The 24,583-nt window shown below is 63.8% G+C and carries 26 protein-coding genes and 1 pseudogene; 7 read left to right on the top strand and 20 right to left on the bottom strand.

The features are described 5' to 3' along the window. The first annotated feature begins 102 nt into the window (after nt 1–102). The 3 genes from ACF8K2_RS23315 to ACF8K2_RS23305 all read left to right on the top strand — a co-directional run bounded on the left by ACF8K2_RS23315 (nt 103) and on the right by ACF8K2_RS23305 (nt 3,274). Nucleotides 103–1,521 carry an FAD-dependent oxidoreductase gene (locus ACF8K2_RS23315; protein WP_186556575.1) on the top strand — a complete coding sequence of 473 codons (1,419 nt, stop codon included), beginning with the start codon at nt 103–105 and terminating at the stop codon, nt 1,519–1,521. 183 nt (nt 1,522–1,704) lie between these two features. Continuing rightward, nucleotides 1,705–2,769: a uroporphyrinogen decarboxylase gene (gene hemE / locus ACF8K2_RS23310; protein ID WP_186556576.1), complete on the top strand. Its 1,065-nt coding sequence runs from the start codon at nt 1,705–1,707 to the stop codon at nt 2,767–2,769. Between the two features lie 157 nt (nt 2,770–2,926). Beyond that, complete coding sequence (locus ACF8K2_RS23305; RefSeq protein WP_186556577.1) at nt 2,927–3,274, top strand: YgiW/YdeI family stress tolerance OB fold protein; 348 nt, start codon at nt 2,927–2,929, stop codon at nt 3,272–3,274. A gap of 123 nt (nt 3,275–3,397) precedes the next feature. Here the strand turns inward: ACF8K2_RS23305 and ACF8K2_RS23300 are convergent, their stop codons facing one another. After that, nucleotides 3,398–4,642, bottom strand: coding sequence for an MFS transporter (locus ACF8K2_RS23300; protein ID WP_392467884.1), 1,245 nt, complete (start codon nt 4,640–4,642; stop codon nt 3,398–3,400). A 125-nt stretch (nt 4,643–4,767) separates the two neighbouring features. Here ACF8K2_RS23300 and ACF8K2_RS23295 point away from each other — a divergent pair, with 125 nt between their 5' ends. Beyond that, nucleotides 4,768–5,661, top strand: coding sequence for a LysR substrate-binding domain-containing protein (locus ACF8K2_RS23295; protein ID WP_392467882.1), 894 nt, complete (start codon nt 4,768–4,770; stop codon nt 5,659–5,661). A 105-nt stretch (nt 5,662–5,766) separates the two neighbouring features. Here the strand turns inward: ACF8K2_RS23295 and ACF8K2_RS23290 are convergent, their stop codons facing one another. The 17 genes and pseudogenes from ACF8K2_RS23290 to ACF8K2_RS23210 all read right to left on the bottom strand — a co-directional run bounded on the left by ACF8K2_RS23290 (nt 5,767) and on the right by ACF8K2_RS23210 (nt 20,707). After that, nucleotides 5,767–6,999, bottom strand: a complete 1,233-nt coding sequence (locus tag ACF8K2_RS23290) for a beta-ketoacyl-ACP synthase (RefSeq protein ID WP_392467881.1) — start codon at nt 6,997–6,999, stop codon at nt 5,767–5,769. Beyond that, on the bottom strand, nt 6,999–7,727 hold the full coding sequence (gene fabG, locus ACF8K2_RS23285) for a 3-oxoacyl-ACP reductase FabG (protein WP_186556581.1): 729 nt from the start codon (nt 7,725–7,727) through the stop codon (nt 6,999–7,001). Before fabG ends, ACF8K2_RS23290 begins: the two co-directional genes overlap by 1 nt. Continuing rightward, on the bottom strand, nt 7,720–8,190 hold the full coding sequence (locus tag ACF8K2_RS23280; RefSeq protein WP_392467878.1) for a 3-hydroxylacyl-ACP dehydratase: 471 nt from the start codon (nt 8,188–8,190) through the stop codon (nt 7,720–7,722). The genes fabG and ACF8K2_RS23280 overlap by 8 nt, the downstream gene beginning before the upstream one ends. Then, the gene (locus ACF8K2_RS23275) at nt 8,187–9,368 is read right to left on the bottom strand and encodes a beta-ketoacyl-[acyl-carrier-protein] synthase family protein (protein WP_392467876.1); all 1,182 of its coding nucleotides are present in this window, start codon (nt 9,366–9,368) and stop codon (nt 8,187–8,189) included. Before ACF8K2_RS23275 ends, ACF8K2_RS23280 begins: the two co-directional genes overlap by 4 nt. Further along, the gene (locus tag ACF8K2_RS23270; RefSeq protein WP_189661932.1) at nt 9,365–9,847 is read right to left on the bottom strand and encodes a hypothetical protein; all 483 of its coding nucleotides are present in this window, start codon (nt 9,845–9,847) and stop codon (nt 9,365–9,367) included. The genes ACF8K2_RS23275 and ACF8K2_RS23270 overlap by 4 nt, the downstream gene beginning before the upstream one ends. Next, entirely contained in the window at nt 9,844–12,165 is a 2,322-nt protein-coding gene (locus tag ACF8K2_RS23265) for an MMPL family transporter (RefSeq protein ID WP_392467874.1), read from the bottom strand. Before ACF8K2_RS23265 ends, ACF8K2_RS23270 begins: the two co-directional genes overlap by 4 nt. Then, the gene (locus ACF8K2_RS23260; protein WP_392467873.1) at nt 12,155–12,757 is read right to left on the bottom strand and encodes an outer membrane lipoprotein carrier protein LolA; all 603 of its coding nucleotides are present in this window, start codon (nt 12,755–12,757) and stop codon (nt 12,155–12,157) included. Before ACF8K2_RS23260 ends, ACF8K2_RS23265 begins: the two co-directional genes overlap by 11 nt. A 110-nt stretch (nt 12,758–12,867) precedes the next feature. After that, nucleotides 12,868–13,293 (bottom strand): thioesterase family protein, encoded by a 426-nt coding sequence (locus ACF8K2_RS23255; protein WP_186556586.1) that lies wholly within the window; start codon nt 13,291–13,293, stop codon nt 12,868–12,870. Further along, nucleotides 13,286–14,824: a histidine ammonia-lyase gene (hutH, locus tag ACF8K2_RS23250; RefSeq protein WP_392467871.1), complete on the bottom strand. Its 1,539-nt coding sequence runs from the start codon at nt 14,822–14,824 to the stop codon at nt 13,286–13,288. Before hutH ends, ACF8K2_RS23255 begins: the two co-directional genes overlap by 8 nt. Beyond that, nucleotides 14,811–15,744, bottom strand: a pseudogene (locus tag ACF8K2_RS23245) (glycosyl transferase). Before ACF8K2_RS23245 ends, hutH begins: the two are co-directional and overlap by 14 nt. Beyond that, nucleotides 15,741–16,475, bottom strand: a complete 735-nt coding sequence (locus ACF8K2_RS23240; protein WP_392467869.1) for a glycosyltransferase family 2 protein — start codon at nt 16,473–16,475, stop codon at nt 15,741–15,743. Before ACF8K2_RS23240 ends, ACF8K2_RS23245 begins: the two are co-directional and overlap by 4 nt. Next, complete coding sequence (locus ACF8K2_RS23235) at nt 16,468–18,141, bottom strand: AMP-binding protein (protein WP_392467867.1); 1,674 nt, start codon at nt 18,139–18,141, stop codon at nt 16,468–16,470. The genes ACF8K2_RS23240 and ACF8K2_RS23235 overlap by 8 nt, the downstream gene beginning before the upstream one ends. After that, nucleotides 18,138–18,683, bottom strand: a complete 546-nt coding sequence (locus ACF8K2_RS23230; RefSeq protein WP_392467864.1) for a hypothetical protein — start codon at nt 18,681–18,683, stop codon at nt 18,138–18,140. Before ACF8K2_RS23230 ends, ACF8K2_RS23235 begins: the two co-directional genes overlap by 4 nt. Then, on the bottom strand, nt 18,680–18,934 hold the full coding sequence (locus ACF8K2_RS23225) for an acyl carrier protein (RefSeq protein WP_186556592.1): 255 nt from the start codon (nt 18,932–18,934) through the stop codon (nt 18,680–18,682). Before ACF8K2_RS23225 ends, ACF8K2_RS23230 begins: the two co-directional genes overlap by 4 nt. 9 nt (nt 18,935–18,943) lie before the next feature. Then, nucleotides 18,944–19,216, bottom strand: coding sequence for a phosphopantetheine-binding protein (locus ACF8K2_RS23220; protein WP_186556593.1), 273 nt, complete (start codon nt 19,214–19,216; stop codon nt 18,944–18,946). Further along, entirely contained in the window at nt 19,185–20,003 is an 819-nt protein-coding gene (locus ACF8K2_RS23215; RefSeq protein ID WP_392467861.1) for a lysophospholipid acyltransferase family protein, read from the bottom strand. Before ACF8K2_RS23215 ends, ACF8K2_RS23220 begins: the two co-directional genes overlap by 32 nt. Further along, the gene (locus ACF8K2_RS23210) at nt 19,979–20,707 is read right to left on the bottom strand and encodes a beta-ketoacyl synthase chain length factor (RefSeq protein WP_392467859.1); all 729 of its coding nucleotides are present in this window, start codon (nt 20,705–20,707) and stop codon (nt 19,979–19,981) included. Before ACF8K2_RS23210 ends, ACF8K2_RS23215 begins: the two co-directional genes overlap by 25 nt. A 314-nt stretch (nt 20,708–21,021) precedes the next feature. On the opposite strand from ACF8K2_RS23210, the gene ACF8K2_RS23205 reads away from it, so the two are divergent. From ACF8K2_RS23205 to ACF8K2_RS23195, 3 genes are read left to right on the top strand one after another with little or no spacing between them, the layout of a single operon-like run. Continuing rightward, complete coding sequence (locus ACF8K2_RS23205) at nt 21,022–21,795, top strand: ParA family protein (RefSeq protein WP_392467857.1); 774 nt, start codon at nt 21,022–21,024, stop codon at nt 21,793–21,795. Nucleotides 21,796–21,832: 37 nt separating this feature from the next. After that, entirely contained in the window at nt 21,833–22,141 is a 309-nt protein-coding gene (locus ACF8K2_RS23200; protein ID WP_264235650.1) for a type II toxin-antitoxin system HigB family toxin, read from the top strand. Next, nucleotides 22,131–22,487: a type II toxin-antitoxin system HigA family antitoxin gene (locus ACF8K2_RS23195; RefSeq protein ID WP_392467855.1), complete on the top strand. Its 357-nt coding sequence runs from the start codon at nt 22,131–22,133 to the stop codon at nt 22,485–22,487. Before ACF8K2_RS23200 ends, ACF8K2_RS23195 begins: the two co-directional genes overlap by 11 nt. Before the next feature lie 31 nt (nt 22,488–22,518). Here the strand turns inward: ACF8K2_RS23195 and trxC are convergent, their stop codons facing one another. Continuing rightward, nucleotides 22,519–22,953 carry a thioredoxin TrxC gene (trxC, locus tag ACF8K2_RS23190; RefSeq protein WP_392467853.1) on the bottom strand — a complete coding sequence of 145 codons (435 nt, stop codon included), beginning with the start codon at nt 22,951–22,953 and terminating at the stop codon, nt 22,519–22,521. Between the two features lie 51 nt (nt 22,954–23,004). After that, on the bottom strand, nt 23,005–24,465 hold the full coding sequence (selO, locus tag ACF8K2_RS23185; protein WP_392467851.1) for a protein adenylyltransferase SelO: 1,461 nt from the start codon (nt 24,463–24,465) through the stop codon (nt 23,005–23,007). Nucleotides 24,466–24,583: the final 118 nt, after the last annotated feature.

Below are 24,583 nucleotides of genomic sequence, written 5' to 3'. Positions count from 1 at the left end.
CTCAAGCTGCAAGTGACCGCAGTGCGAGGTTTGCCGGGCTTACGTGATCGTCTTGCGGCTTGCAGCTTATCGCTTGCAGCTGCTGTTGAGAGGTTTTGAAAAATGGCTGAACGTCTGAATAACGACTTCCAGTTCATCGAAGTCGGGCGCAAAGACCCGAAGAAAAAGCTGCTGCGTCAGCGCAAGAAGGAGTTCGTCGAGATCTACGAACCCTTCAAGCCCCAGCAGTCCGTCGACCAGGCGCACCGTTGCCTGGGTTGCGGCAACCCGTACTGCGAATGGAAATGCCCGGTGCACAACTTCATCCCCAACTGGTTGAAGCTTGTCTCCGAGGGCAACATCCTGGCCGCGGCGGAACTGTCGCACCAGACCAACACCCTGCCGGAAGTCTGTGGCCGCGTGTGCCCGCAGGATCGTCTGTGCGAAGGTGCCTGCACCCTCAACGACGGCTTTGGCGCCGTGACCATCGGCTCGGTGGAGAAGTACATCACCGACACCGCCTTCGCCATGGGCTGGCGTCCGGACATGTCCAAGGTCAAGCCGACCGGCAAGCGTGTCGCCATCATCGGTGCCGGCCCTGCGGGCTTGGGTTGCGCTGACGTGCTGGTGCGTGCCGGGGTGACTCCGGTGGTGTTCGACCGCAACCCTGAAATCGGTGGCCTGCTGACCTTCGGCATCCCCGAGTTCAAGCTGGAAAAGACCGTGCTGAGCAATCGCCGCGAAGTCTTCACCGGCATGGGCATCGAGTTCCGCCTGAACACCGAAGTGGGCAAGGACATCACCTTGGAACAACTGCTCGCCGAGTACGACGCAGTGTTCATGGGTATGGGCACCTACACCTACATGAAGGGCGGTTTCCCGGGTGAAGACCTGCCGGGCGTGCACGATGCACTGGACTTCCTGATCGCCAACGTCAACCGCAACCTGGGCTTTGAAAAGTCGCCGGAAGACTTCGTCGACATGCAGGGCAAGAAGGTGGTGGTGCTTGGCGGTGGCGATACCGCGATGGACTGCAACCGCACCTCGATCCGCCAGGGCGCCAAGTCGGTGACCTGTGCCTATCGTCGTGACGAGGCGAACATGCCCGGTTCGCGCAAAGAGGTGAAGAACGCCAAGGAAGAGGGGGTGAAATTCCTCTACAACCGCCAGCCGATCGCCATCGTTGGCGAAGACAAGGTCGAAGGCGTAAAGGTGGTCGAGACCCGTCTCGGCGAGCCGGATGCCCGTGGCCGTCGCAGCCCTGAGCCGATTCCGGGCTCCGAGGAGATCCTACCGGCCGATGCCGTGGTGATCGCCTTCGGTTTCCGTCCGAGCCCAGCGCCGTGGTTCGAGCAGTACGGCATTCAAACCGACAGCCAAGGGCGGGTGGTTGCACCTGAGAAGGCCAAGTTCAAGCACCAGACCAGCAATCCTAAAGTGTTTGCCGGTGGCGACATGGTGCGCGGTTCTGACCTGGTGGTGACGGCGATCTTCGAAGGGCGCACCGCTGCCGAAGGGATCCTGGACTACCTCGAAGTCTGACCCATCGCTATCGCGGGGCAAGCCCGCTCCCATGCAGATGAGTGTGCTGCGAGGGAGCGGGCTTGCCCCGCGATGCGTTTTGTATACAAAAATAATTGATCCAAGGCAGACGGATAGACAAACAACCGTGCCTTTTCTCTGTACGTCTGAGAAAATGCCCGCACTTTTTTTCCGGATGCCGACATGACTGCCCTGAAGAACGATCGTTTCCTGCGTGCACTGCTCAAGCAACCCGTAGACGTCACTCCAGTCTGGATGATGCGCCAGGCCGGCCGCTACCTGCCGGAGTACCGCGCCAGCCGGGCCAAGGCGGGTGACTTCATGAGCCTGTGCATGAACCCGCAGTTCGCCTGCGAGGTTACCCTGCAGCCGCTGGACCGTTACCCGCTGGACGCAGCGATCCTCTTCTCGGACATCCTCACCATCCCCGATGCCATGGGCCAGGGCCTGTACTTCGAAACTGGCGAAGGCCCGCGTTTCAAGAAGGTCATCAGCACCCTGGCGGACATCGAAGCGCTGCCGATCCCTGATCCGCACAAAGACCTGGGCTACGTGATGGACGCGGTCAGCACCATCCGCCGTGAGCTCAATGGTCGTGTACCGCTGATCGGCTTCTCCGGCAGCCCCTGGACCCTGGCCACCTACATGGTTGAAGGCGGCTCCTCCAAGGACTTCCGCAAGACCAAGGCCATGCTCTACGACAACCCGCAGGCCCTGCACCTGCTGTTGGACAAGCTGGCCCAGTCGGTCACCAGCTACCTCAACGGCCAGATCCAGGCCGGTGCCCAGGCGGTGCAGATCTTCGACACCTGGGGTGGCAACCTGTCGGCGGCGGCCTACCAGGAGTTCTCCCTGGCCTACATGCGCAAGATCGTCAGCGGCTTGATCCGCGAGCACGACGGGCGCAAGGTGCCGGTGATCCTGTTCACCAAGAACGGCGGCATGTGGCTGGAAAGCATCGCCGAGGCTGGCGCTGACGCGTTGGGCCTGGACTGGACCTGCGAGATTGGCGATGCCCGCCGCCGGGTCGGCGACAAGGTGGCCCTGCAGGGCAACATGGACCCAACCGTGCTGTATGCCAAGCCTGCCGCGATTCGCCAGGAAGTTGCGCGGATTCTGGCCAGCTACGGCAAGGGCACTGGGCATGTATTCAACCTGGGGCATGGCATTACCCCAGAGGTCGATCCAGAGCACGCAGGCGCGTTCATCAACGCGGTGCACGAGCTGTCCGCGCAGTATCATCAGTAAGCGTTGAATTTATCGCGGGGCAAGCCCGCTCCTACGCAAAAGTCCTCAGGGACGAGGCGTGGGAGTGGGCTTGCCCCGCGATGCGTTTGGATTAAGGTTTAATTCAGCGATCGTCGTTAATCTGGTCCCATCTCAACCGATACAGGACCTGAACCTCATGAAAGCTCGCTACTTCGCCCTGATTCTCGCGCCGCTGTTCAGCACCGCTGCCCTGGCCAATACCTACACCGGTCCAGGTGCTCAACCGGTCACCACTGTGGCTGCTGCCAACGACGCCGCTGACGACACCCGCGTGGTCCTGCAAGGCTTCGTGACCAAGAAGCTGGATAACGACGACAAGTACGAATTCAAGGACAACACCGGCACCATCAAAGTCGAGATCGACGATGAGGACATGCCAGCGGCAGGCTTCAACGACAAGACCAAGGTCAAGCTGACCGGTGAAGTCGAGAAGAACCTGATGAGCCGCGAAGTGGATGTGGATATCGTCGAGATCATTAACTGATCCAGAGGACTGGGGTCGCTTTGCGACCCTTCGCGGGCAAGCCCGCTCCCACAGGGTTCGACAGCGCTGCAAGACTCTGTGGGAGCGGGCTTGCCCGCGAAGGGCCGCAAAGCGGCCCCGGCTTCACGTGGTCTTGGGCGCCAATTGGCTTAGGTGCAACGCAACCAGCAACGCCACCGCCAACAGGCTGCCAATGAACAGGCCAATCCCATTCCATCCGGCCATGTGCCAGAACACCCCACCGGCCGTCCCGGCCACACTCGATCCGGCGTAATAGCAGAACAGGTACAGCGAAGACGCCTGGCCCTTGGCCTTCAATGCGCGTCGGCCAATCCAGCTGCTGGCTACCGAGTGCGCGCCAAAGAAGCCAAAGGTGAACACCAGCATGCCCAGGATCACCATTACCAGCGGGCTGGACAGGGTCAGCAACAGTCCACCTGCCATCACCAGGATGCTCGCCCAGAACACCTTGCGCCGCCCCATCTTGTCAGCAAGGGCACCGACCTGCGCCGAACTGTAGATACCCGACAGGTAAACCACCGAGAGCAAGCCCACCAGCGCTTGGTTCATGTGATACGGCTCGGCCAGCAAGCGGTAGCCGATGTAGTTGAACAGGGTGACGAAGGCGCCCATCAGCAGGAACGCTTCAAGGAACAACCACGGCAACCCGGCGTCGCGAAAGTGCATGACAAAGCCGTCGAGCAGACTGCGCGGGTTCATCGCTTGTGGGCGGAAGTTGCGCGACTCGGGCAGCACTTTCCAGAACACCACCGCCGCTGCCAGGGCCAGCCCGCCAATGGTCAGCATCGCCGTGTGCCAGCTGACGAAGTCGATCAGCACGCCAGTGATCAGCCGCCCGCTCATGCCGCCGATGGCGTTGCCGCCGATGTACAGGCCCATGGCCAAGCCGATGTGCTGCGGATGAATCTCCTCACTCAGGTAGGTCATTGCCACCGCTGCCAGGCCGCTTAGCGACAAGCCAACCAAGGCCCGGGTCGCCAGCACCAACTCCCAACTTGGCATAACCGCACTGGCCAGGGTCGACAGCGCAGCGCAGACCAGGGCGAATACCATCACCGGCTTGCGGCCGATCCGGTCCGAGATCGGCCCGGTGACCAGCAGGCCAAAAGCGAGCATCGCCGTCGACACCGACAGCACCAGGCTGCTCTGCGCGGCGTTGATGGAGAACTCCTGCGACAGCAGCGGCATCATCGGTTGCACGCAGTAGAGCAGGGCGAAGGTGGCAAAGCCGCCGCTGAACAATGCCAGTACGGTCTTGAGGAAGGCGGGAGTGCCTTTCTCGATCCAGATCTCGTTCAGCGGGGCAGGCTCAGGGTCGACAGGTAGAGGCGCTACAGCAGTTTTCACGAAGGGGTCCCTCGGGCACGCGGGCCGGTGTTGCGAATTGTAAAAAGCATATAGCTGGCTAATGATTAGATCCAATATATTGTTCGACCTATTTAAGACGTTGTACGACTTGTTTGGAGCTGCTCATGGAATTGCGTCACCTGCGCTACTTCATCGCCGTTGCCGAGGAGCTGCACTTTGGCCGCGCCGCGCAGCAGCTGGGGATTTCCCAGCCCCCCCTGAGTCAGCAGATCCAGGCGCTGGAGCAGGAGCTGGGCGCGCGTCTGTTCGAGCGCACCAATCGTCGGGTCGAGCTGAGCGAAGCGGGCCGGTTGTTTTTAGAGGAGGCGCGCCAGGTACTCGCCCAAGTGGAAAAAGCCGCTGATGTCGCCCGTCGAGCGCAACTGGGCGAGTTGGGTGAGATGAAGATCGGCTTCACCTCTTCGGCGCCGTTTACCTCGAAGATTCCCAAGGCGATTCATGCATTTCGCCAGCGCTTTCCCGCCGTGCACTTGAACCTCAAGGAGATGAGCAGTCGAGATGTCGCCGAGGCGGTATTCGACGAGTCGATCGAAGTCGGCCTGATGCGGCCAATGCCGCTGCCAGAGGGATTGGTCGTCACTGAGTTGTTCCGAGAGCCGCTGGTGGCAGTGATCAACGCCTCGCACCCGCTGGCGCAGGGGAGCGAGCAGGGCGTGTACATGGCGGCGCTGGCCCATGAGCCGTTCGTGTTCTTTCCGCGCAGCTATGGCAGCGGCTTGCATGCGCAGTTATTGAGCCTGGCCCGGCAAGCGGGGTTCAGCCCGCATTTTGCCCAGGAGGCGGGGGAGGCGATGACCATCATTGGCCTGGTGTCGGCGGGGTTGGGGGTGTCGGTGCTGCCGGCGTCGTTCCAGCGCATGCGTATTGATGGCGTGGTGTATCGCACCCTGCTCGATGAGGGCGCGGGGACAGCGGTGTGGCTGGTCCAGCGTCAGGCGGGTGGCTCGGCGATGGCCAGGGCATTTGCCGAGCTGCTGACCCGCGAAAGTACCCTGTAGCCCGTACTGGCCTCTTCGCGGGCAAGCCCGCCTCCACAAAGATATGCAGCACCACCGGACCCTGTGGGAGCGGGCTGGCCCGCGAAGAGGCCGATGCAGGCGCCGTTAAGCCCTTGGCCAGCGCCGGAAGATCAACGAGGTATTCACCCCGCCAAAGGCAAAATTGTTGTTCATCACGTACTCATTGCTCATCACCCGCATGCCGCCACGCAAGTAGTCGAGCTCGCCACAGCGCGGGTCGATGTTGTCGAGGTTAAGGGTGGGCACGTACGTGTCGCGATTCATCATCTCGATGCTGAACCACGACTCCAGCGCACCACAGGCGCCCAGTGTATGGCCGAGGAAGCTCTTCTGCGAGCTGATCGGCATCCGCGGCCCAAACAGTTCGCTGGTAGCCAGGGTCTCGGCGATATCGCCCTGTTCAGTGGCCGTGCCATGGCCGTTGACGTAGCCAATCGCCTCGGGCGCCAACCCGGCATCCTCCAGCGCCAGCTCCATGGCGCGGCGCATGGTGGTCTGTTCAGGACGCGTGATGTGCTGGCCGTCGGCATTGCTGCCAAAACCAATGATCTCGGCATGAATGCGCGCGCCACGGGCCAGCGCATGCTCCAGCTCCTCCAGCACTAGCATGCCGCCACCCTCACCCACTACCAGCCCATCGCGCGCGCTGTCGTAAGGGCGCGGGCTCAGTTCAGGGGTGTCGTTCATCAGGCTGGTCGCATACAGGGCATCGAACACCATGGCCTCGGTCGGGCACAGCTCTTCGGCGCCACCAGCGAGCATCATCGGCAGGCGGCCGAACTTGATCGCCTCGTAGGCATAGCCGACCCCTTGGCTGCCACTGGTGCAGGCGCTGGAGGTGGGGATCAGCCGGCCGGTGAGGCCAAAGAAGATACTGATGTTGGCCGCAGTGGTGTGCGGCATCATGCGCACGTAGGAGTTGGCATTGAGGCCATCGGCCCTGGCGTTGAGCAGCATGTTGCCGAACGCCTTGATCTCGTCGGTGCTACCAGCAGAGGAGCCGCACGCCACGCCCATGCGGCCATCGCGGATGCTCGGGTCGTCGAGCAGACCGGCATCGGCCAGCGCTCGTTCTGCAGCCGCTACCGCCAGGCGGGCGACCCGGCCCATGCTGCGCAGTTGCTTGCGGGTCCAGTGCGCGGGCACTGCGAAGTCGTCGATGGGCCCGCCCAGGCGGGTATTGAGGTCTTCGAAAACGTCCCATTCGTGCATGCGGCGAATGCCACTGCGGTTGTTCACAAAATGCCTGGAGAGGGTTTCCCAGTCATTGCCCAGGGCAGTGATGCCGGCCATGCCGGTGACCACGACACGGCGCATCAGCACAACCCTCCGTTGACCGCGATGACCTGGCGGGTGATGTAGGCCGCTTCACTGGACATCAGGAAGTTGACCGTGCCGGCGACCTCCTCCGGGGTGCCCATGCGCTGGGCCGGAATCATCTTGAGCAACTCCTCGACCGGTACGTGCTCGTCGAGCATGGCCGTGTCGATCAGCCCTGGGGCGACGCAGTTGACCGTGATCCGGCGCTTGCCCAGTTCGATCGCCAGGGCCTTGGCCGCACCGATCAGGCCGGCCTTGGAGGCGCTGTAGTTGACCTGGCCGCGATTGCCGATCAGCCCGGAAACCGAGGTGATGCAGACGATGCGCCCCGGCGCACGGCGGCGGATCATCGGCATCATCAAGGGGTGCAGGACGTTGTAGAAACCATCCAGATTGGTCCGCATGACCTGGTCCCAATCGTCCTCGCTCAGGGCCGGGAAGGCGCCATCGCGAGTCAGCCCGGCGTTGCACACCACGCCGTAGTAAGCGCCATGCGCTTCAACATCCTCATTGAGGATGGCAGCGCAGGCAGCCCGATCGGCGATATCGAATTGCAGGATGCGTGCCTGGCGCCCCAGCGCGCGGACCTGTTCGGCAACCGCCTCGGCCTCGCTGCGGCCACTGCGACAATGCAGGACCAGATCGTAGCCGGCGCGGGCCAGACGCAGGGCGATAGCGCGACCAATGCCGCGGCTGGAGCCGGTGACCAGGATGGTGTCAGTCATGCGGGTGTTCCTCGGGTGCCGGCTCGGCCAGGTACTGGCTTGCCTGGGGCGGGCGATAGACATTCAGGCGGGCGCTGGCTTGGATGCCGTCGCCGCGCAGGTGGCATTCGAACACACCCATGCCGTTGTCGTCTTCCAACGAGCGCAGGGCATGGATACGCAGTTGGGCGCCGACGGGGAAGTGTTCGACTGAGCACTCGAACTTGCGCGTGCCGAGCAGAAAGCCCATTTCCACCGGCTGGCCCAGGCGCCGTGCGCGACAGCCGGCATAGGCCGCCACGCTCTGCGCCATCAGCTCCAGCGCCAGCCAGGCGGGCAGGCTGCCGTCGGCACGGTTGAATTGGCCGCCGGCACGGACCGTTGCGTGGGTGTGGATCTGCTCCTCGTCACAACTGTCGATGCCATCGATGAGGATCATGTCACCGGCGTGCGGCAGCAGGTCGGCCAGGGGCCAGGTGGTCATGGTGCATCTCCGAGAATCAGGCTGACATTGTTGCCGCCGAAGGCGAACGAATTGCTCATCAACCGGCGCGGGCCGTGCAGGGCCAGGCGCTGGCTGCCATCGACCAGATTGAGCGCGGGCAGTTGTGGGTCGGCCTGGCCATCCCACACATGCGGCGGCAGCAGGCCGAGTGGGTTGTGCTCGCTCAGGCTCAGCCAGCAGAAGGCTGCTTCCAGGGCGCCGGCGGCGCCGAGGGTATGGCCGGTCATCGGCTTGCTCGATGAGCAAGGCAGCTGGGCGCCGAACAGGTTGTGCACGGCCCGGCATTCCATGGCGTCGTTGTGCTCGGTGGCGGTGCCGTGCAGGTTCAGGTAATCGATCTGCGCGGGCTTGAGACGGGCATTGTCCAGCGCTTTGCCCATGGCCTGCAAGGCGCCCTTGCCGCTCGGTTCGGGGGCGGAAATGTGGTGCGCGTCTGAGCTGGCGCCTGCGCCGAGCAGGGCAATGCCTGGACCTTCGCGGGTCATCAGGAACAGCGCCGCGCCTTCGCCGATATTGATCCCAGCGCGGTTGACCGACAACGGGTTGCAGCGCTGTGAGCTGACGGCCTCCAGGGCGTTGAAGCCATTGACGGTCAGGCCACACAGGCTGTCGACGCCGCCGCACAGCACCGCATCGCACAGGCCCAAATCGAGCAGTCGGCGTGCGCTCAACAGGGCGCGGCCACTGGAGGTGCAGGCGGTCGAGATGACATAGGCCGGGCCTTCGAGTTGCAGCCAAGCGGCCAGGAAGTTGGCCGGTGCGCTCAGTTCCTGCTGGTCATAGCGATAGTCCGCAGGGAAGTGCCCAGCGTCCAGGTAGTGGGCGATGCCGGCGCTGGCTTCGTCGATTCCCGAGGTGCTGGTGCCTAGCACCACGCCGACCCGCTGTACGCCGTGGCGCTCGATGGCCTGGCGGATGGCCGGCTCGATCTGCAGGGCAGCGGCATACAGCAGCTGATTGTTGCGGCTTTGCTGGCCTGCTAGGGGTAGCTGCGGCAACGGGCCGGCCACGGCGCCGACCGGCAGGCGGCGCTGCGGCACCCAGCCGTCCTGCGCTTGCATGCCTGAGCAGTCACCGGCGAACAGCTTGCGGGCGACTTCGGCCTGGCCCTGGCCAAGGGCGCAGACCAGGCCCAGGGCATTGAGGTAGGTGGTCATGGCGCAGTCTCATTGGGCAGAGGGCTGACGAGGTAACGCAGGCCCTGGCCGAGGTTCAAGGTGAAGTGGTCGGCCTGGCGATAGTCGACCTGCCAGCGCGTATCCAGCCAGCGCCGCTGCTCCTGCTGCCGGGCCTGTGGATAAAGCTGCAGCAGTTGCTGCTCGGGAGTTAGCGCGAACAGCACGGCGGCGAACAACTCGCGCGCAGCGGGGTTGGGCGGCAGCAGGCCATCGGCTTGCCAGTCCTGGCCATCGAGCAATTGCCGCGCCTGGGGGATGCCCATCAGGTCGAGCAGCGACCAGCGCAGGTGGCCATTTTCACGCTGCACCACCAACAACCAGTCCTGACGTTGCCCGGCTTGTTCGCGTTGCACGTGCAATTGCTGCGGCAGCGTCAGCTGGGGTAGGCGCTCCGGTAGCGGTGGCCGCGCAGCGCAGGCGCTCAGCAGCAAGGTCAGCAACAGCAGCAGGGGTTTCATGATTGCGCGGGTTCTCTATCACGGGCGGCGGCCCAAGGCGCCAGGACGAAACTGAAGGCCAGGCCCAGGCTCACTGCCAGACCAAAGTTGCTCACCGCCGGCGTGCTGGACAGTGCCAACAGGCCAAACGACAGCCAGGTGGTGAGCGCCGCCAACAAGGTGCCGAGCAGACTGACCGCAGCGCCGCCGATCCGTTCGTGCATGAGGATCGCGTAGTCGACACTGATCGCCGTTACCAGCAGCAGGCCGAACAGGCTGAACAGGGTCAGCGGTTGCCCCAGCCAGCCAAGGCTGGCCAGGCTGCACAGCGCGGCCAGCAGCGGCAGGGCTACCAGCCGTAGGGCGCCAGCCAAACCGAAGGGCACGACCAACAGCAATAGGATCAGCGCGCACGACAGCAGTTTCAACTCAGCGGCGCTGACTTGGGTAGCGGCGAACAACTGGTTCAGCTGACCGAGCCGATCCACCAGTTGCACCCCTGGCAGTTCATCGGTCTGCAAGCGCAGCAGCGCCGGATCATTGAGCCCTTGCAGGCTGACGATCGCCGCCACGCCATGGCCATCCTCGCCCAGCCACAACGGTCGCCAAGCCTCGCCGAGCGGGCCAGCCAGGACGTGCTCGATCGAACGATCGGGCAGGCTGCGCAGTTGTTCAAGCTCTGCGGCCAATGCATCTTGCGGCACGCCCAGCGCCAGCAACGGTTGCCAATGGGCAGGCAATTGCGCCAGCGCCTGGCGTAGCTGTTGCTGAGCGCCAGCGCTGGCGACCAGTTGGCTGAGGCTCATGTAGCCCTTGAGCTTGTCCAGCTCAGCCAGCTCGTCGAGCTGTGTACTCAACCCCTGCAAGCGTTCGAGCAGTTGGCCTTGGTCGGCGGCGCGGACCAGGTAGAACTGGCTGGTCGGCTGGTAACCGGTGATGCGTGCGACGGCCTGCGCCTCTTGCAGCAACTGCGGTGAGCTACCGACCCACTGGCGGATATCGTTACGGCTGTCCAGTTGCCACAGGCCTGCGGCGCAGAACAGCATCAAAAGGCCCAGCAACACGGCACTGGGGACTTTGCTCAGCAGGCGTTCACGTAGGTCGGTGAGGGCCTGGGCGATGCGCAGCGGCCAGTCTGCCGGGCGCAGCTCGACAGACTGCAGCAGTGCCGGTAGCAGGCACACTGCGCTGAGGTAGGCGCCGACCAGGCCCGCCGCCGAGAATGCAGCGATCTGGGTCAGTGCCGGGAACGGGGTGAACGCCAGGGCCAGGTAACCGATGCAGCTGGTGACCAGGCTCAGGCTCAGCCCCGGCAAGGTAAGCCGCAGCGCCGCCCAGCTGCGCCAAGGGCGCAGGCTCCAGCTCTTGGACAGGTAGTGCAGCGGATAGTCCACCGCCACCCCGATCAGGCTGGAACCCAGGACCAAGGTCATTACATGCATCTTGCCGAACAGCGCCACGCAGGCCACCGCGCCGAACAGCATGCCAACCAGCACCGGCACGAATGCCAGCAACACCCGCCAGCGGCGAAACGCCAGCAGCAACAGCAGAAGAATGCCCAGGGTGGCGCCACCGCCGACCCAGGTGATCTCCCGGCTGGCCTGGCGCTGACCATTGGCGGCGTGCAACAGGCCGCTGACCGCCATCAGTTGGGCCCCGCTCTGCTCGGCTTGGAGCCGGCTGGCGGCCAGCAGGTCGGCGACCTGCAACGGCAACTTCAGGTCGAAGGCATCGCCCTGGCTGCGCGCGCGCAGCAATACCCAGTGCTTGCCGTCAGCCTCGGCGATCAGCGCACCGCTGGCGGTGTCGAGCTGGACATTGGCGGGCTTCGGCTGGCTGGCCTGGATGCGTCCAGTCAGGCCTAGCCAATCGTCCTGGCTGGGGACCAGGCTAAAGCCGGTGAAGGGGTCGAACAGGCTTTGCACGCGTTGTTCGATAAAGGCCTCGGGCTGTTCGACCAGCTGCCTGCGATCAGCGGCCGAAAGCATTGCCAGGCGGCCTTGCAGCAATTGTTCGCGCACTGCTTGCAGGTCGGTCTGCAAGCTCCACTGGACCTTTTCGAACAGGCCGCTGGCTTGCCACTGTTTGGCCAGGCGTTCGGCGAGCGCCACGGCGCGCTGGCGGTCCTGGTCGCCGACCAACACCAGCATCTCGCGGTTCAGCGGTGCCTGCATGCGTTGCTCGGCGCGCTGTACCAACGGATCCTGGGTGTCGCCCGGCACCAGCGCCATCAAGTCGCCCGACAGCGGCGCGCCACGCTGCCACTGCCAGCCGGCGACGGCGAGCACAGCAATCAGCAAGGCCAGGAACAGCCGTGGCAACAGACGTTCAATCGGCAAAATCGCTGCGCTCCGTATCGCTCAGGGCGGTGGCGCCGCTGCTGGCTGGCATGCGCAGCACGGTGCTGTCGCCTTGGCTTTCTTCAAGCTCGATGCGCTCGACGTACTGGCCGCCGGCGATGTCGATACGGCGGAAGATCTGCTTGAGCAACAGCGAGCGAGGGTTCAGCTGCAGTTGCCAGTGCTCGGCGGTGCCTTGCAAGTTCAGTTCGAAGTCGCGTTGCAGGCCGCTGCTGTCGCCTTGCAGGACAGCGAAAAACAGACGGTTCTGCTCGGCGCCGGCGCTACGGCTGGGCAGGGTTTGCCAGCCGGATGGATCACGCCGGGCAATGCCGCTGGCGCTGATGCGGTAGTCCTGGCGCAGCGGTGTTTGCAACAGCCAGAGCAGGCCGTGGTCGCGGGCCAGGACGAATTGGCCGCGGCTGACCAGGGGCTGGGGGAGGGCGCGCAGGTGTTTTTCCTGGATGAAGGGGCCTTTGACTACGGCGGGTTCGCTTAGCTGCTTTTGCAGGTCTTCGAGGGTGAAGGCGAAGGTTAGTGGGCTGGTGAGCAGCAGGGCTAACGTGGTGAGGGCGCGTAACGCCAGCGCCATGGAGTGGTTTGGAGGGTTTGCGGTCGCGCTACGACCCTTCGCGGGCAAGCCCGCTCCCACAAGGCTTTGCAGTGTTGTGATGGCCTGCAACGCAGGCCCAGTGGCACATTTCATGACAGCACCTTCTGCACCGCGTCCAGCATCACCTGCGGTGAGGCCAGTTGCATTTCGCCGCTGTCGATGTGCACTGCAACCTGCACTGTGCTGGCGCGGGTCATGCGCTCGCCGCTTGCGGCATCGCTGATAAGGTAATTGATCTTCAGTCGACTTTCCCATTCCACCAGGCTGGCGCGCACGTTCAGGCGCTGGCCGAACGTGGCGCCACGGATGTAGCGCAGCTGCAAGTCGATCACCGGCCACATGTAGCCGCTGGCGTGCATCTGCCGATAGTCGTGCTCGAGCTTGTCGAGCAAGGCACAGCGGGCGACTTCCAGGTACTTGACGTAGTGCCCGTGCCAGACGATATGCATGCTGTCGACATCGAAGAACGGCACGACGATCTCAGTATCGACGTGGAACACGCCGGGGCTACGCATGCAGCCTCCAATGTCGCTCAGCGATACGGCTCAGGCACAGGCGCAGTTCTCGCTCCAACGCGCGGTCTTCGATGACGGGGGCGAAATCTTCCAGCAACGCCGCATGCATCTCGGCCAGCGCCGGCGGCAGCGGTCGCTCACCTGCTTGGCGGCGACGCAGCCAGACGCCCTGATTGGCTGCCAGCAGGGTTGCCGCAGCGACCTGCTCGGTCAGCTCAAGAACGCGCAAGGCATCGCGTGCGGCGATAGTGCCCATGCTTACCTTGTCCTGGTTGTGGCATTCGGTGGAGCGGGAAAACACGCTGGCGGGCATGGTCTGCTTGAGCGCCTCGGCGGTCCAGGCGCTGGCGCCGATCTGCACTGCCTTGAAGCCATGGTTGAGCATCGCACGGCCTGCTTCGGCACCCGACAGATTGCTCGGCAGGCCATGGTTGTAGCGTGCGTCGACCAGCAGCGCGAGCTGGCGGTCGAGCAGGTCGGCGACGTTGGCCACCAGGGTCTTCAGGCTGTCCATGGCGAAGGCGATATGCCCGCCATAGAAATGCCCGCCATGCAGAACTCGCTCGGCGTCGCCGTCGATGATCGGGTTATCGTTGGCGCTATTGAGCTCGGTTTCGATAAAACTGCGCAACCAGCCCAGGCTGTCGGCCAGCACCCCCAGTACATGGGGTGCGCAGCGCAGCGAGTAGCGGTCTTGCAGGCGGTGCAGCGGGGCTGCTGGGGCGTCGATGGCCAGATCCTGGCGCAGCCAGGCGGCGACCTGGGTCTGGCCGGGGTGCGGTTTGGCGGCGAACAGGCGCTCGTCGAAATGCTCAGGGTTGCCCTGCAACGCAATCACGTTGAGTGCGGTGATCCGGGTGGCCAGCTTGAGCAGGTAGTCGGCGCGGCCAAAGGCCAGGCAGGCCAGGCCGGTCATCACGGCGGTGCCGTTCATCAATGCCAGGGCTTCCTTGGGGCGCAGCACCAGCGGTTGCCAGCCGAGTTCCCGATGTACCTCGGCGCTGCTGCGCTTTTCACCGCGGTACAGCACCTCGCGTTCGCCAGACAGGGTCGCCGCTACGTATGACAGCGGGGTCAGGTCGCCGCTGGCGCCCACCGAGCCCTCTTCGGGGATCAGCGGCAGGATGTCGTGTTCGAGGAACGCGCGCAGCCGTTCCAGCAACTCCAGGCGCACCCCCGACATCCCATGGCTCAGCGAGCGCAGCCGCGCTGCCAGCACCGCGCGGGTGGCCGCAGGCTCGAGCAGCTTGCCCAGGCCGCAGCCATGGAAGGTGTACAGGTGGATCGGCAGGGCTTCGACGTGCTCCGGCGGTACAGCCACCACGCACGAGTCGCCATAGCCGGTGGTGACGCCGTAGATCACCCCTTCCTTGTCCAGCAGGGTGTCGAGAAAACGCGCGCCGCGAGCGATCCGCTCACGATAGGCGGGATCCTCTTCCAGGCGTGCGGCTGCTTGGCGCTGGCTCAGGGCCAGGACATCCTCGATGGCGAGCGGCGCCTCGCCGAAGGTTACAGACTCATGCGTCGTCATCGGTCTTTCCAGAAGGGGTAGAAGTTGAACCATTGGGTGGGCGCCTGCTGGCAATAATGGCCCAGTCGCGCAGCGTAGCGCGCAGCCCATTCGCCGATTACCTGTTCGCGGTTGTCGCGCCGCCAGAGCAGGCGCTCGGCGAACGGCTCAAGAGTGATCCGATAGCGGCCTTCGCGCTTGAGGCAGAACAGCAGGTTGACCGGGCAACCCAACAACCCTGCCAGCAACCAGGGGCCTTGGGGAAATGCCGCCGGATGGCCGAGGAAATCCACCTCGACCGTACGCGCGCCATGCAGGGGCACGCGGTCGCCAGCAATCGCCAGCCATTCGCCGCGCTCCAGGCGTTCGGACAGCTGCAGCATGATCGCCGGGTCCAGCTCGCTGACCTGGATCAGCCGCAGGTGGCTGGCCCCGGCTTCGCCCAGCAAGCGATTGAAGCGTTCGGCATGGTGGGTGTGCACCAGTACGTTCATGGTCACCTGCTCGCCCAGCTCGGCCAAGGCCCGGCAGACTTCGAGGTTGCCCAGGTGCGCGCCGACCAGCATTTGCCCGCGGCTGCCACGCAGTTGCTGGCGCAGGCCGGCAGGGTCGTCGATTTCGATATCTTGCAGGCGCAGCTTGCCGTTCCAGGCGTCGAGCTTGTCCAGCAGGGAGTCGGCGAAGGCCATGAACTGGCGAAACACCTGCCAGTGGCTGGGCGCTGGCGTGGCTGCGCCGCTGTACGCAGCCAGCCGTTGTTGATACTGCCAGGCGCTGCGCCGGGCACGGCGGCCGAACAGGAAAAAGTACAGCACGATGGCGTGGATCAGCGGGCTGAGCAGGCGCCGGCCAAGCAGGCGCACCAGCCCGGCGGTCAGCTTCATCAACCAGAAACTGCCGCGTTCGCGTTGCTCGGCCCAGTGCCGTGATGGGCTGTTCATCGTCGCCACCGACGCCAGAGGATCAGTGGCGCGCGCAGCAGCATGCCGAAGAACAAGCGCGCGTGCATGCGCGAAATCAGCGCGTTGTCGTGCACCAGGCGAAAGTGCGAGACGCCGTCCCGCGGGTAATGCACACGGGTTGGCAGCCAGCGCATCGGTTGCTCGCGCCAAGCCAGGCGCACGAGAATTTCCGTGTCGAAATCCATTCGCAGGCCCAGTTGCACCGAGTCGATCAGGGCCAGGGTCGCTGGCAGCGGGTAAACCCGAAAACCGCACATCGAATCAGGGATCGCCAGCGACAGGCTGTTGATCCACACCCATACGTGAGTCAGGTAGCGGGCATACAGGCGGCCCTTGGGCACACTGGCGTCGTACTGTGGATAACCGCAGATCAGCGCCTGTGGATGGGCCTGCGAATGGGCCAGGAAAGTGGCGATATCGGCCAGGTCATGCTGGCCATCGGCGTCCACTTGCAGGGCGTGGCTAAAACCCAGCCGCGCCGCCTCGCGCAAACCGGCCATCACCGCGCCGCCCTTGCCCTGGTTGCTGCTCAGGGTGACCAGGAACACCTGCGGCTGGCCAGCCAGCTGGCGTAGCACTTCGGCGCAGGGCGGATGGCTGGCGTCGTCCACCAGCACGCAGGGTAAGCCCGCCCGGCGCAATTCAGCGACCACGGCAGGCACCGCCCGTTCGTGGTTGTACACCGGGATCACCGCACAAGGCTTATGCACAGGCGGCCTCCAACACAATACGGCCGCTGGAGCAGGGTTGGCCGGCGCGGCTGAAGGCAAAGTACAGCTTGCTGCGTTGCGGGTCGAAGCGCAGGCTCAGTTCGAGCTCGTCTGCGGGGCGCACCAGTTGCTGGAACTTGAGCACTTCCATGCCAGCGAAACGCAGCCCTGGCGGCACCAGTGCTGCGCCGAGGGTAATGGCCCAGTCGATCTGCACCACGCCCGGCAGGATCGGCGTGCTCGGGAAGTGGCCGGTGAAGCAGGGCAGGTCCGCAGGTACCCACAGGCGCAGCAGAGCGCCCTCTTCCAGCCGCTCAAGCACCTGTGGATCATTCGCCCGTGGTGCTTTGAGCAGGGCCTGGACCTGCGCCTCGGCTAGCTTGCCTTGGGCGTTCATCGGCAGTTGCCGTAGCAGCCGCCAGCGCCGCGGCAGGGCCAGCGCCTCGCAATACTGGGCCAGGTGCTGGCGCAGGCTGTCGAGCAAGGTCCGCCGGCCCTGGTTGCGCAAGGCGTGCACGCCGGCTGGGCTAAGCACCAACAAGGCGCCCAGCGAGGCACGGCCTTCCTCGATCACGCCCAGGCGCGCTTCGCTGACCCAGGCGTGGCGGCACAGCGCCTGTTCGAGCATGGGCAGGGCGATACGTTTTTCTTCCAGCTTGACGATGCGGTCGAGGCGGCCGAGCAGGCGCAAGCGGCCATCACTGAACAGTTCAGCAGCGTCGGCACTTTGTTCGATATGGCCAGGCGGCAAGTAGGGCGAGGCGATGCGCAGGGCGCCCTGTTCATCCACAGCAAGTTGCACGCCTGCGAAGGGTTGCCACAGGTCGCCGCCCTCTCGCCAGGCGATACCGCCGGTTTCCGAGCTGCCGAGGATCTCCACGGGCCATTGGCCAAGCCGCTGCTGCAGACGTGCACTTGCCGCGGCCGGCAGCTCGCCCCCTGATGAGAACACTTTGCGCACCTGGCTCAACGCTGGCCAATCGAGGTTATCGCCCATGCGCTTGAGCAGCGCCGGGCTGGCCACCCAGGCAAAGCTTGGCAGTTCGCGGCTGGCCCGCTGCAGATCTTCGGGGAAGGGCATTGGCTGGCGCAGGAAACCCCGGCCGGCACAGAGAGGCCAAAGCACGCGGAACAACAGGCCGTAGATATGCTGGGTGGCCACGCTGCCGATGATCCAGGCATCGCCAAGGGCCGCGCCCCACAGGTGCTCCAGGGCGGCGACTTCATTGGCCAGCTGGCGCAGGCGCTTGTCGATCAGCTTGGCTTGGCCGCTGGAACCTGAGGTGCACAGGCCAATCCGGCACTTATCGAGATCCAGCTCGGCGGGCGACAGCGGTTCGCCCTGTAGGTCGGCGATGCTGAGGTCACCGGGCTGGTCACTTATCCACAGGTCGACCTGATCGTCCCAGCGTGCGCGGGTCTGCGCTTGCAGGTCGGCCGGTAGCAAGACCTGCACGCCGGCGCGCCAGGCACCGAGCAACGCGATGGCCAGCGCGGCAGCGTCTTGCAGGTGCACCGCCAGGCGCTGGATACCTTTCGCTTGCAGGCCACCGGCCAGGCGCAGGGCCTGTTCACACAGCTCGGCATGCGTCAGGGCGGGCGCCTGCGTGACCAAGCGCGGCCCGTCCACGGGGCGCAACAGCTGCTCGGGGTTGATCCAGTTCATGCGCGTCCTCGCACCTGTTGTCGTGTCAGCCATTCACCGGCAAACAGCAGGCCCATGGCGATATAGGCAATCAGGCCGTTGTACAGGGTCCACCAGTTCAGCGGCGCCCAGAGGGTGAGAGCCGCAGCGATCCCGCCGTTGAGCACAAAGAAGCCACACCACACTTGGGTCACTCGGCGGGTGTAGCTGAGCGCCGCTTCAGGCAGCTGCGGTTCGCGCAAGCGGGCCAAGCGCTCAACCAGCGGCGGGCCGTATTTCAGGCTCGAACCGAACAGCACCAGCATGAAGGCGTTGACCAGCACCGGATACCAACGCAGCAGTTGGCTGCTGTCGGAAAGCGCGAGCACGGCGCAGAACGTCAGCGCTACTGCCGCCATCCACAGGTTGCCGGGGCGGCGCGGTGCGCTGACGCTGCGGGCCAGCCACAGGCCGCCGAGCAGCACGGCGAACTGCCAGGGCGCGAAATGGCCGAGACCGAAATGCACGGCAAACGGATACAGCACGCCGGCCAGCACCAGGCCCAGGCCGACCAGGCGTTTCATGCCGCCGTGTTGACCAGGCGGAATACGGCTTCGACCACATCGCCCACGGTGCGCACGCTCTTGAAGTCTTCGGCGCTGATCTTCTTGCCGGTCTGGCGCTTGATATGGTCGATCAGGTCGATGGCATCGATGCTGTCGATCTCCAGGTCCTGGTACAGGTTGGAGTCCAGGGTGATGCTGGCAGGGTTGGTTTCGAACAGCTCGACCAAGGCGTCGCGCAGGATATTGAAGATGTCTTCACGGTTTTGCATGGGGCGGTCTCAGGCGGCCTGACGGGCAGTGACGAACGCCGCCAGGCTGGCGACGTTGCTGAAATGGCTACGGGTGTCCTTGGCATCGGCGTCGATCTTGATGCCGAAGTGCTTCTGCAGGGCCAGGCCGAGTTCGAGCGCGTCCACCGAATCCAGGCCCAGGCCTTCGCCGAACAGGGGCTGTTGGTCGTCGATGTCCTGCACGGTGATGTCTTCAAGGCCCAGGGCATCGATGATCAACTGCTTGATATCACGGTTCAGGTGTTGCTGTGGATCGCTCATCTTCGGCGAGCTCCTTGATGAAATAGTGATGCAGATAGTCGTTGAGCCGGCGCGAGGCCATGGGCGCCGGGCCCTGGGCTGCGAAAGTCGCCGGGTCGATGTCGCCGCCGACCTTCAGGCGCACGTGCACGCGGCGCCGGGCGATGCGGTACCACGGCTCGTTCTTGGTCAGCGTGGTGGGGCTGACGCTGATGGTCACAGGCGTGATGATCTTCGCACCGCGAAGGGCGATTGCGGCGGCGCCACGATGAAAGGCCGGTGGTTTGCCGGGTTCGGTGCGGGTGCCTTCCGGGAAGATGATCAGTGGCTGGCCCTGGTGCAGTGCATCGACTGCCGCATCGAACATCTGCATGCTGCCATCGTTACCCAGGTACTGCGCCTCGCGGACCGGGCCACGGGTGAACGGGTTGGCGAACAGGCTTTGCTTGACTACGCAGTTGGCGTTGCGCACCAGGCCGATAAGAAACACCACATCGATCAGCGACGGATGGTTGGCAATGATCATCTGCCCAGGGCGCCCCAGGCGCTCGGCGCCAATGATCTCATAAGTCAGCACGCCGCTGGCACGCATGAAGCGGATGAAGTGCCAGAACAGCCAGCCGATGGTGCGCCTGGCGCGTTGTTGATGGCGCTCGGCATCACCTGGCAGGCAGGCGAGCAAAGGAAACACCAGCAGCCGCAGGCACAGGCCACCGACGCCGAACAGCAAGAAGCTCAGGGCGGTCGCCAGCAGGCGCCAATAGTAGGCGTCGCGAGGCGTGTTCATGGCTGTCGTTGCCAGGTCCATGAGCGCTGCTTTCCTGGGTGAGTGAGGCGGGTTTGCTCGCTGAGCAGGGCGCGTAGCCAGCTCAGTGCATGCGGCAGCGGCGCAGGGCCTGGTGCTGCTTGCCCTGAGACCGCTTGGCCGAGGGTCAGTTGCCACTGCGTGCCGGGGGTTAGCAGCAGGGCCACGGCGTAGGCGCAGGGCACATCGTCGATCCACGGCCGGTAAGCGACTGGCGGCTGCTCTTCGGCGACGATCAGCAGGACCGCCGGCGCCCCCTCATGGAGCAGGCCAGCGGCTTCGATCACGCCTTGCTCGAAACCGTCGCCGGCCGCCGCCAGGGCGGTCATTTCGCTGGTTTCGCCGCGCAGGATCGACCACAAGCCGATCACCGCGTTGTGCACCGACAAACTGAACTGGGTGGGTGACAACGGCTGGCGCTCGGCCAGCTCGCTGAGCAGGGCGAAGGTGCGCGGGGTTTCGCCGTGGCGCGAGACATACACCAGCGGCAAGGCCTCGATACCTTCGGCCAGCGGCCAGCCGACCGCAAACGCCATGCGCGCCAGATAGCTCAGGCGCCGCCGTTGCATGGCCGGCAAGAACCCTACGTCTGGCGCTTGGCCGTCATCTGCAGGAAGATCGGCGCCATCGGCCCAGGCCTGCCAATCGGCAAGCGTCTGCAGGCCTGGAGCCCAAGCGCGCCATTGGCTGATGTCGAAGGTGATCACGATGTGTCTGTTTCCCGCCCTGTGGAGACGCGTTCGCCATTGAAATGAGCGCCACAACGGCCTGACAGGGAATTGGCATTCGCCGACTGGCGCGCATTATCCCGGTGCTGCCGAGCTGTAGCAAATGCTTAGACCGTGGCCAGCGGAAAAATCACGAGGTTAGCGATACATGGCTTTGCTGGCGAGCCAGATGCGTCTGATAACAGTGCCTGGACAAGGTATCGGTTGTTGTAGGAGAAGGTTGAGCAACGGTACTGGTCAAGCCCGGCCGCTGCACACATACTCGGGCATTCGTTGATACACGGAGGTCTCTCATGCGGCGCGTGGTATTCAATCAGAAAGGTGGTGTGGGCAAGTCGAGCATCGCCTGCAACCTGGCGGCGGTGAGCGCCAATGAGGGCTATCGGACCCTGCTGATCGACCTGGATGCCCAGGCCAACTCGACCCAATACCTGACCGGGCTGACTGGTGAGGACATCCCCATGGGTATCGCCGACTTTTTCAAGCAGAGCCTGTCCAGCGGGCCGTTTGCCAAGAAGAACAAGGTCGATATCTACGAAACACCGTTCGACAACCTGCACGTGGTCACCGCGACCCCGGAGCTGGCCGACCTGCAGCCCAAGCTTGAGGCCAAACACAAGATCAACAAGCTGCGCAAACTGCTCGATGATCTGGATGAGGATTACGAGCGCATCTACATCGATACCCCGCCTGCGCTGAATTTCTATGCAGTTTCCGCGTTGATCGCTGCCGATCGAGTGCTGATTCCGTTCGATTGCGACAGCTTCTCGCGCCAGGCGCTGTATGGCCTGCTGGCTGAGATCGAAGAGCTCAAGGATGACCACAACGAAGACTTGGTGGTTGAAGGCATTGTCGTCAACCAGTTCCAGTCACGCGCCACTCTGCCGCAACAGATGCTCGACGAGCTACTCGAAGAGGGTTTGCCGGTGTTGCCGGTGTACCTGAGCAGCTCGGTGAAGATGCGCGAATCGCACCACGCCAGCTTGCCGCTGATCCATCTGGAGCCCCGGCACAAGCTGACTCAGCAGTTTGTCGAGTTGCATGATCTGCTTGAGCGCAGTGAGTGAAGGTACTATTATCTCCCAAAACGGGAGATAAGCTTGGATGCGTGTGATTGCCAAAAGTACCCTGGTGAAGTTTTGGGAAATACCCGGGTTCGAGGATTCCAAGGCACCGTTGGAAAGCTGGCACGATTTAACCCTGAAAGCTGATTGGCGGACGCCACAGGACGTCAAGGCACATATCGGTAATGCCAGTATCTGTGGCAACAATCGTGTGGTCTTCAACATTGGGGGCAACAAGTACCGGCTGGTGGTTGAGATGCAGTATCGAGCCGGTATCGCTTGGGTGAAATTCATCGGTACGCACAAGCGCTATGACGAAATAGACGTGGAGACGATCAATGAATATTAAACCGATCCGTAATGATGAGGACCTGCGAGCTGCTTTTCAGCGGCTGGAGGCAATCTTCCAGGCAGATGCCGGAACGTCGGAAGCTGACGAAATGGAAGTGCTGGTGACCCTCATTGAGGTCTATGAGAACAAGCACTATCCAATCCATCCCGCAAATCCTGTTGAGGCCATTAAGTTCTGCATGGATCAACAGGGCCTGACTCCGCGAGATCTGGAGCGATTCATCGGGCCAAGCGGACGGGTTTCTGAAGTGTTGAATGGCAAGCGCGGGCTGAGCCTGTCCATGATCAAACGTCTTCATGATGGGCTGCGCATTCCGTATGAGTCTCTCTTGGCTGGCACCTGATCAATAGCGCCAGCATCTCCAGGTTTTCCCTCTAGACCCCTTGGCTCCGCAACCACTCCAGCAATGACTGGAGTGGCAAGGCGCCCGCTTGGCGGCAGATTTCGCGGCCATTGTTGAACAGGATCAGGCTGGGAATCGAGCGGATGCCCAGTTGCCCGGCGAGGTTGCGATTGGCCTCGCTGTCGAGCTTGGCCAGGCGGCAGCGGCCGCTGAGTTGGCTGGCAGCCTGTTCAAAGATCGGTGCGAAGGATTTGCATGGGCCGCACCAGTCGGCCCACACGTCCAGCAGGAGCGGCAGGTCGCCTTTGATCTGGCTGGTGTAGCTGCTTTCGCTGAGGTCGAAGGGTTTGTTCAGGAGTACGTTCTGTTTGCAACGGCCGCATTTGGGGGCGTCGTTCAGGCGTGCGGCGGGCAGGCGGTTGAGGCCGTTGCAGTGCGGGCAGGGGATCAGTAATGGTTCTGACATAGAAACTCCTGGGTGTTTTTGGGCCGCTTTGCGCCCCCGAAAGTGGTCCGTTTACGATGAGCAACTGATCTCCAGATGCTTACCCCACTCTGGCGGCCGTTCAGCATAGGCCTGCATCCCGGGTTGTTCTTCGAAGGGGTTGCTCAGCACCTGATGCAACCGCCGCACTTCACTGTAATCGCCGCCCTCAGCCGCTTCGATGGCTTTCTGCGCCAGGTAGTTGCGCAGCACATACAGCGGATTCACCGCATGCATCCGCTCACGCCGCCCTTCGGCATTGCCAGGCTCCCGCTCGCAGCGGGCCAGATAATCTGCGCCCCAGGCATCGAAGCCGGCGAGGTCGATGAAATCATCACGCACCACCTTCAGCGCCTCGGCCACCGGCTGCTCGCCAAGCCGGCGGAAGAACAGCGTGTAGTCGACGCCGCCGCTTTGCATGCGTTGCAGCAAGCGCTCGACCAGCGCCAGGTCATCGTCCTCGGCGCTGGTCAAACCCAGGCGGCGGCGCATCAGGTCCAGGTAATGCGCCTGGTACAGCGGCAGGAACAGCCCAAGCGCTTGTTTGAGCGCCTCGACCTCGATGTAGGGTGTCAGGGCCTGGGCCAGGGCGCTGAGGTTCCAGTGGGCGATTGGCACCTGGTTGGAGTAGCTGTAGCGGCCTCGGTCATCGGAGTGGTTGCAGATGAAATTGGCGTCGAAGTCGTCGAGGAAGGCGAACGGGCCGAAGTCGAAGGTGATACCCAGAATCGACATGTTGTCGGTGTTCATCACCCCGTGGCAGAAGCCATAGGCTTGCCAGCGGGCAATCAGCTCGGCATTGCGCTCGACGATGCTGCGGAACATGGCCAGGTACGGCTGCTCGGCCTCGCGGCATTCGCGGTAATGCTGTTCCAGCACATGATCGATCAGCAGCTGTTGCTGTTCTGGCTGACGGGTGTAGTAGAAATACTCGAAGTGGCCGAAACGGACATGGCTTTGAGCAACGCGCAGGAGCATCGCCGCGCTTTCGCGGGTTTCGCGCCAGACCGGCGTGCTGGAGCCGACTACGCACAGGGCACGGCTGCTGGGGATACCCAAGGCGTGCAGGGCTTCGGAGCCAAGGAACTCGCGGATCGACGAGCGTAGCACCGCGCGGCCATCGCCCATGCGTGAGTAAGGGGTCTGGCCGGCGCCCTTGAGGTGCAGGTCCCAGTGCTCGCCAGCATCGTTGACCACTTCGCCGAGCAGCAGGCCGCGGCCGTCGCCCAGGCGTGGGTTGTAGGAGCCGAACTGGTGGCCCGAATAGACCATCGCCCGTGGGTCGGCGTCTTGCCATGACTTGTGCCCGCTGAACAGCTCGGCGAACAGCGCCAGCTCGGCTTGCGCGGGGTCGAGGTCGAGCAGGGCCATGGCTGAGTGGCTGGCGACGACCAGCCGTGGGTCGGCGATCGGGTCGGGCAAGACCTGGGTGGAGAACGCATCGCCCAGGCGAGCGAAGCGGTTGTCGAAGGTCAGTTGGTCGAGGGCTTTCAAGGGCCGGCTCCTGGTTGGAGAATTGGCGGCCGCGGTGCGGCCCTTCGCAGGCAAGCCCGCGCCTACAGGGATTATGCGGCTCCTGTGGGGCGGGCTTGCCTGCGAACGAGGGCGTAGC

The sequence above is a fragment of the Pseudomonas sp. xss_2 genome, assembly GCF_043104195.1.
Taxonomy (GTDB): Bacteria; Pseudomonadota; Gammaproteobacteria; order Pseudomonadales; family Pseudomonadaceae; genus Aquipseudomonas; species Aquipseudomonas urmiensis.
The sequence above is the reverse complement of the archived record's forward strand: the minus strand, read 5'-3'. Positions and strand labels throughout refer to the sequence as shown.

Excerpts from the sequence above, each read along its gene's own strand:
- ACF8K2_RS23230 (WP_392467864.1), bottom strand. The coding sequence starts at position 18,683 with ATGAAACGCCTGGTCGGCCTGGGCCTGGTGCTGGCCGGCGTGCTGTAT.
- ACF8K2_RS23215 (WP_392467861.1), bottom strand. The coding sequence starts at position 20,003 with ATGGACCTGGCAACGACAGCCATGAACACGCCTCGCGACGCCTACTAT.
- ACF8K2_RS23290 (WP_392467881.1), bottom strand. The coding sequence starts at position 6,999 with ATGCGCCGTGTCGTGGTCACCGGCATGGCCGGCATCACTGCCCTGGGC.
- ACF8K2_RS23220 (WP_186556593.1), bottom strand. The coding sequence starts at position 19,216 with ATGAGCGATCCACAGCAACACCTGAACCGTGATATCAAGCAGTTGATC.
- ACF8K2_RS23275 (WP_392467876.1), bottom strand. The coding sequence starts at position 9,368 with ATGACCACCTACCTCAATGCCCTGGGCCTGGTCTGCGCCCTTGGCCAG.
- ACF8K2_RS23270 (WP_189661932.1), bottom strand. The coding sequence starts at position 9,847 with ATGAAACCCCTGCTGCTGTTGCTGACCTTGCTGCTGAGCGCCTGCGCT.
- ACF8K2_RS23305 (WP_186556577.1), top strand. The coding sequence starts at position 2,927 with ATGAAAGCTCGCTACTTCGCCCTGATTCTCGCGCCGCTGTTCAGCACC.
- ACF8K2_RS23315 (WP_186556575.1), top strand. The coding sequence starts at position 103 with ATGGCTGAACGTCTGAATAACGACTTCCAGTTCATCGAAGTCGGGCGC.
- hutH (WP_392467871.1), bottom strand. The coding sequence starts at position 14,824 with ATGACGACGCATGAGTCTGTAACCTTCGGCGAGGCGCCGCTCGCCATC.
- hemE (WP_186556576.1), top strand. The coding sequence starts at position 1,705 with ATGACTGCCCTGAAGAACGATCGTTTCCTGCGTGCACTGCTCAAGCAA.
- ACF8K2_RS23255 (WP_186556586.1), bottom strand. The coding sequence starts at position 13,293 with ATGCGTAGCCCCGGCGTGTTCCACGTCGATACTGAGATCGTCGTGCCG.
- fabG (WP_186556581.1), bottom strand. The coding sequence starts at position 7,727 with ATGACTGACACCATCCTGGTCACCGGCTCCAGCCGCGGCATTGGTCGC.
- ACF8K2_RS23200 (WP_264235650.1), top strand. The coding sequence starts at position 21,833 with ATGCGTGTGATTGCCAAAAGTACCCTGGTGAAGTTTTGGGAAATACCC.
- ACF8K2_RS23260 (WP_392467873.1), bottom strand. The coding sequence starts at position 12,757 with ATGGCGCTGGCGTTACGCGCCCTCACCACGTTAGCCCTGCTGCTCACC.
- ACF8K2_RS23295 (WP_392467882.1), top strand. The coding sequence starts at position 4,768 with ATGGAATTGCGTCACCTGCGCTACTTCATCGCCGTTGCCGAGGAGCTG.
- ACF8K2_RS23205 (WP_392467857.1), top strand. The coding sequence starts at position 21,022 with ATGCGGCGCGTGGTATTCAATCAGAAAGGTGGTGTGGGCAAGTCGAGC.
- trxC (WP_392467853.1), bottom strand. The coding sequence starts at position 22,953 with ATGTCAGAACCATTACTGATCCCCTGCCCGCACTGCAACGGCCTCAAC.
- ACF8K2_RS23235 (WP_392467867.1), bottom strand. The coding sequence starts at position 18,141 with ATGAACTGGATCAACCCCGAGCAGCTGTTGCGCCCCGTGGACGGGCCG.
- ACF8K2_RS23280 (WP_392467878.1), bottom strand. The coding sequence starts at position 8,190 with ATGACCACCTGGCCCCTGGCCGACCTGCTGCCGCACGCCGGTGACATG.
- ACF8K2_RS23225 (WP_186556592.1), bottom strand. The coding sequence starts at position 18,934 with ATGCAAAACCGTGAAGACATCTTCAATATCCTGCGCGACGCCTTGGTC.
- ACF8K2_RS23195 (WP_392467855.1), top strand. The coding sequence starts at position 22,131 with ATGAATATTAAACCGATCCGTAATGATGAGGACCTGCGAGCTGCTTTT.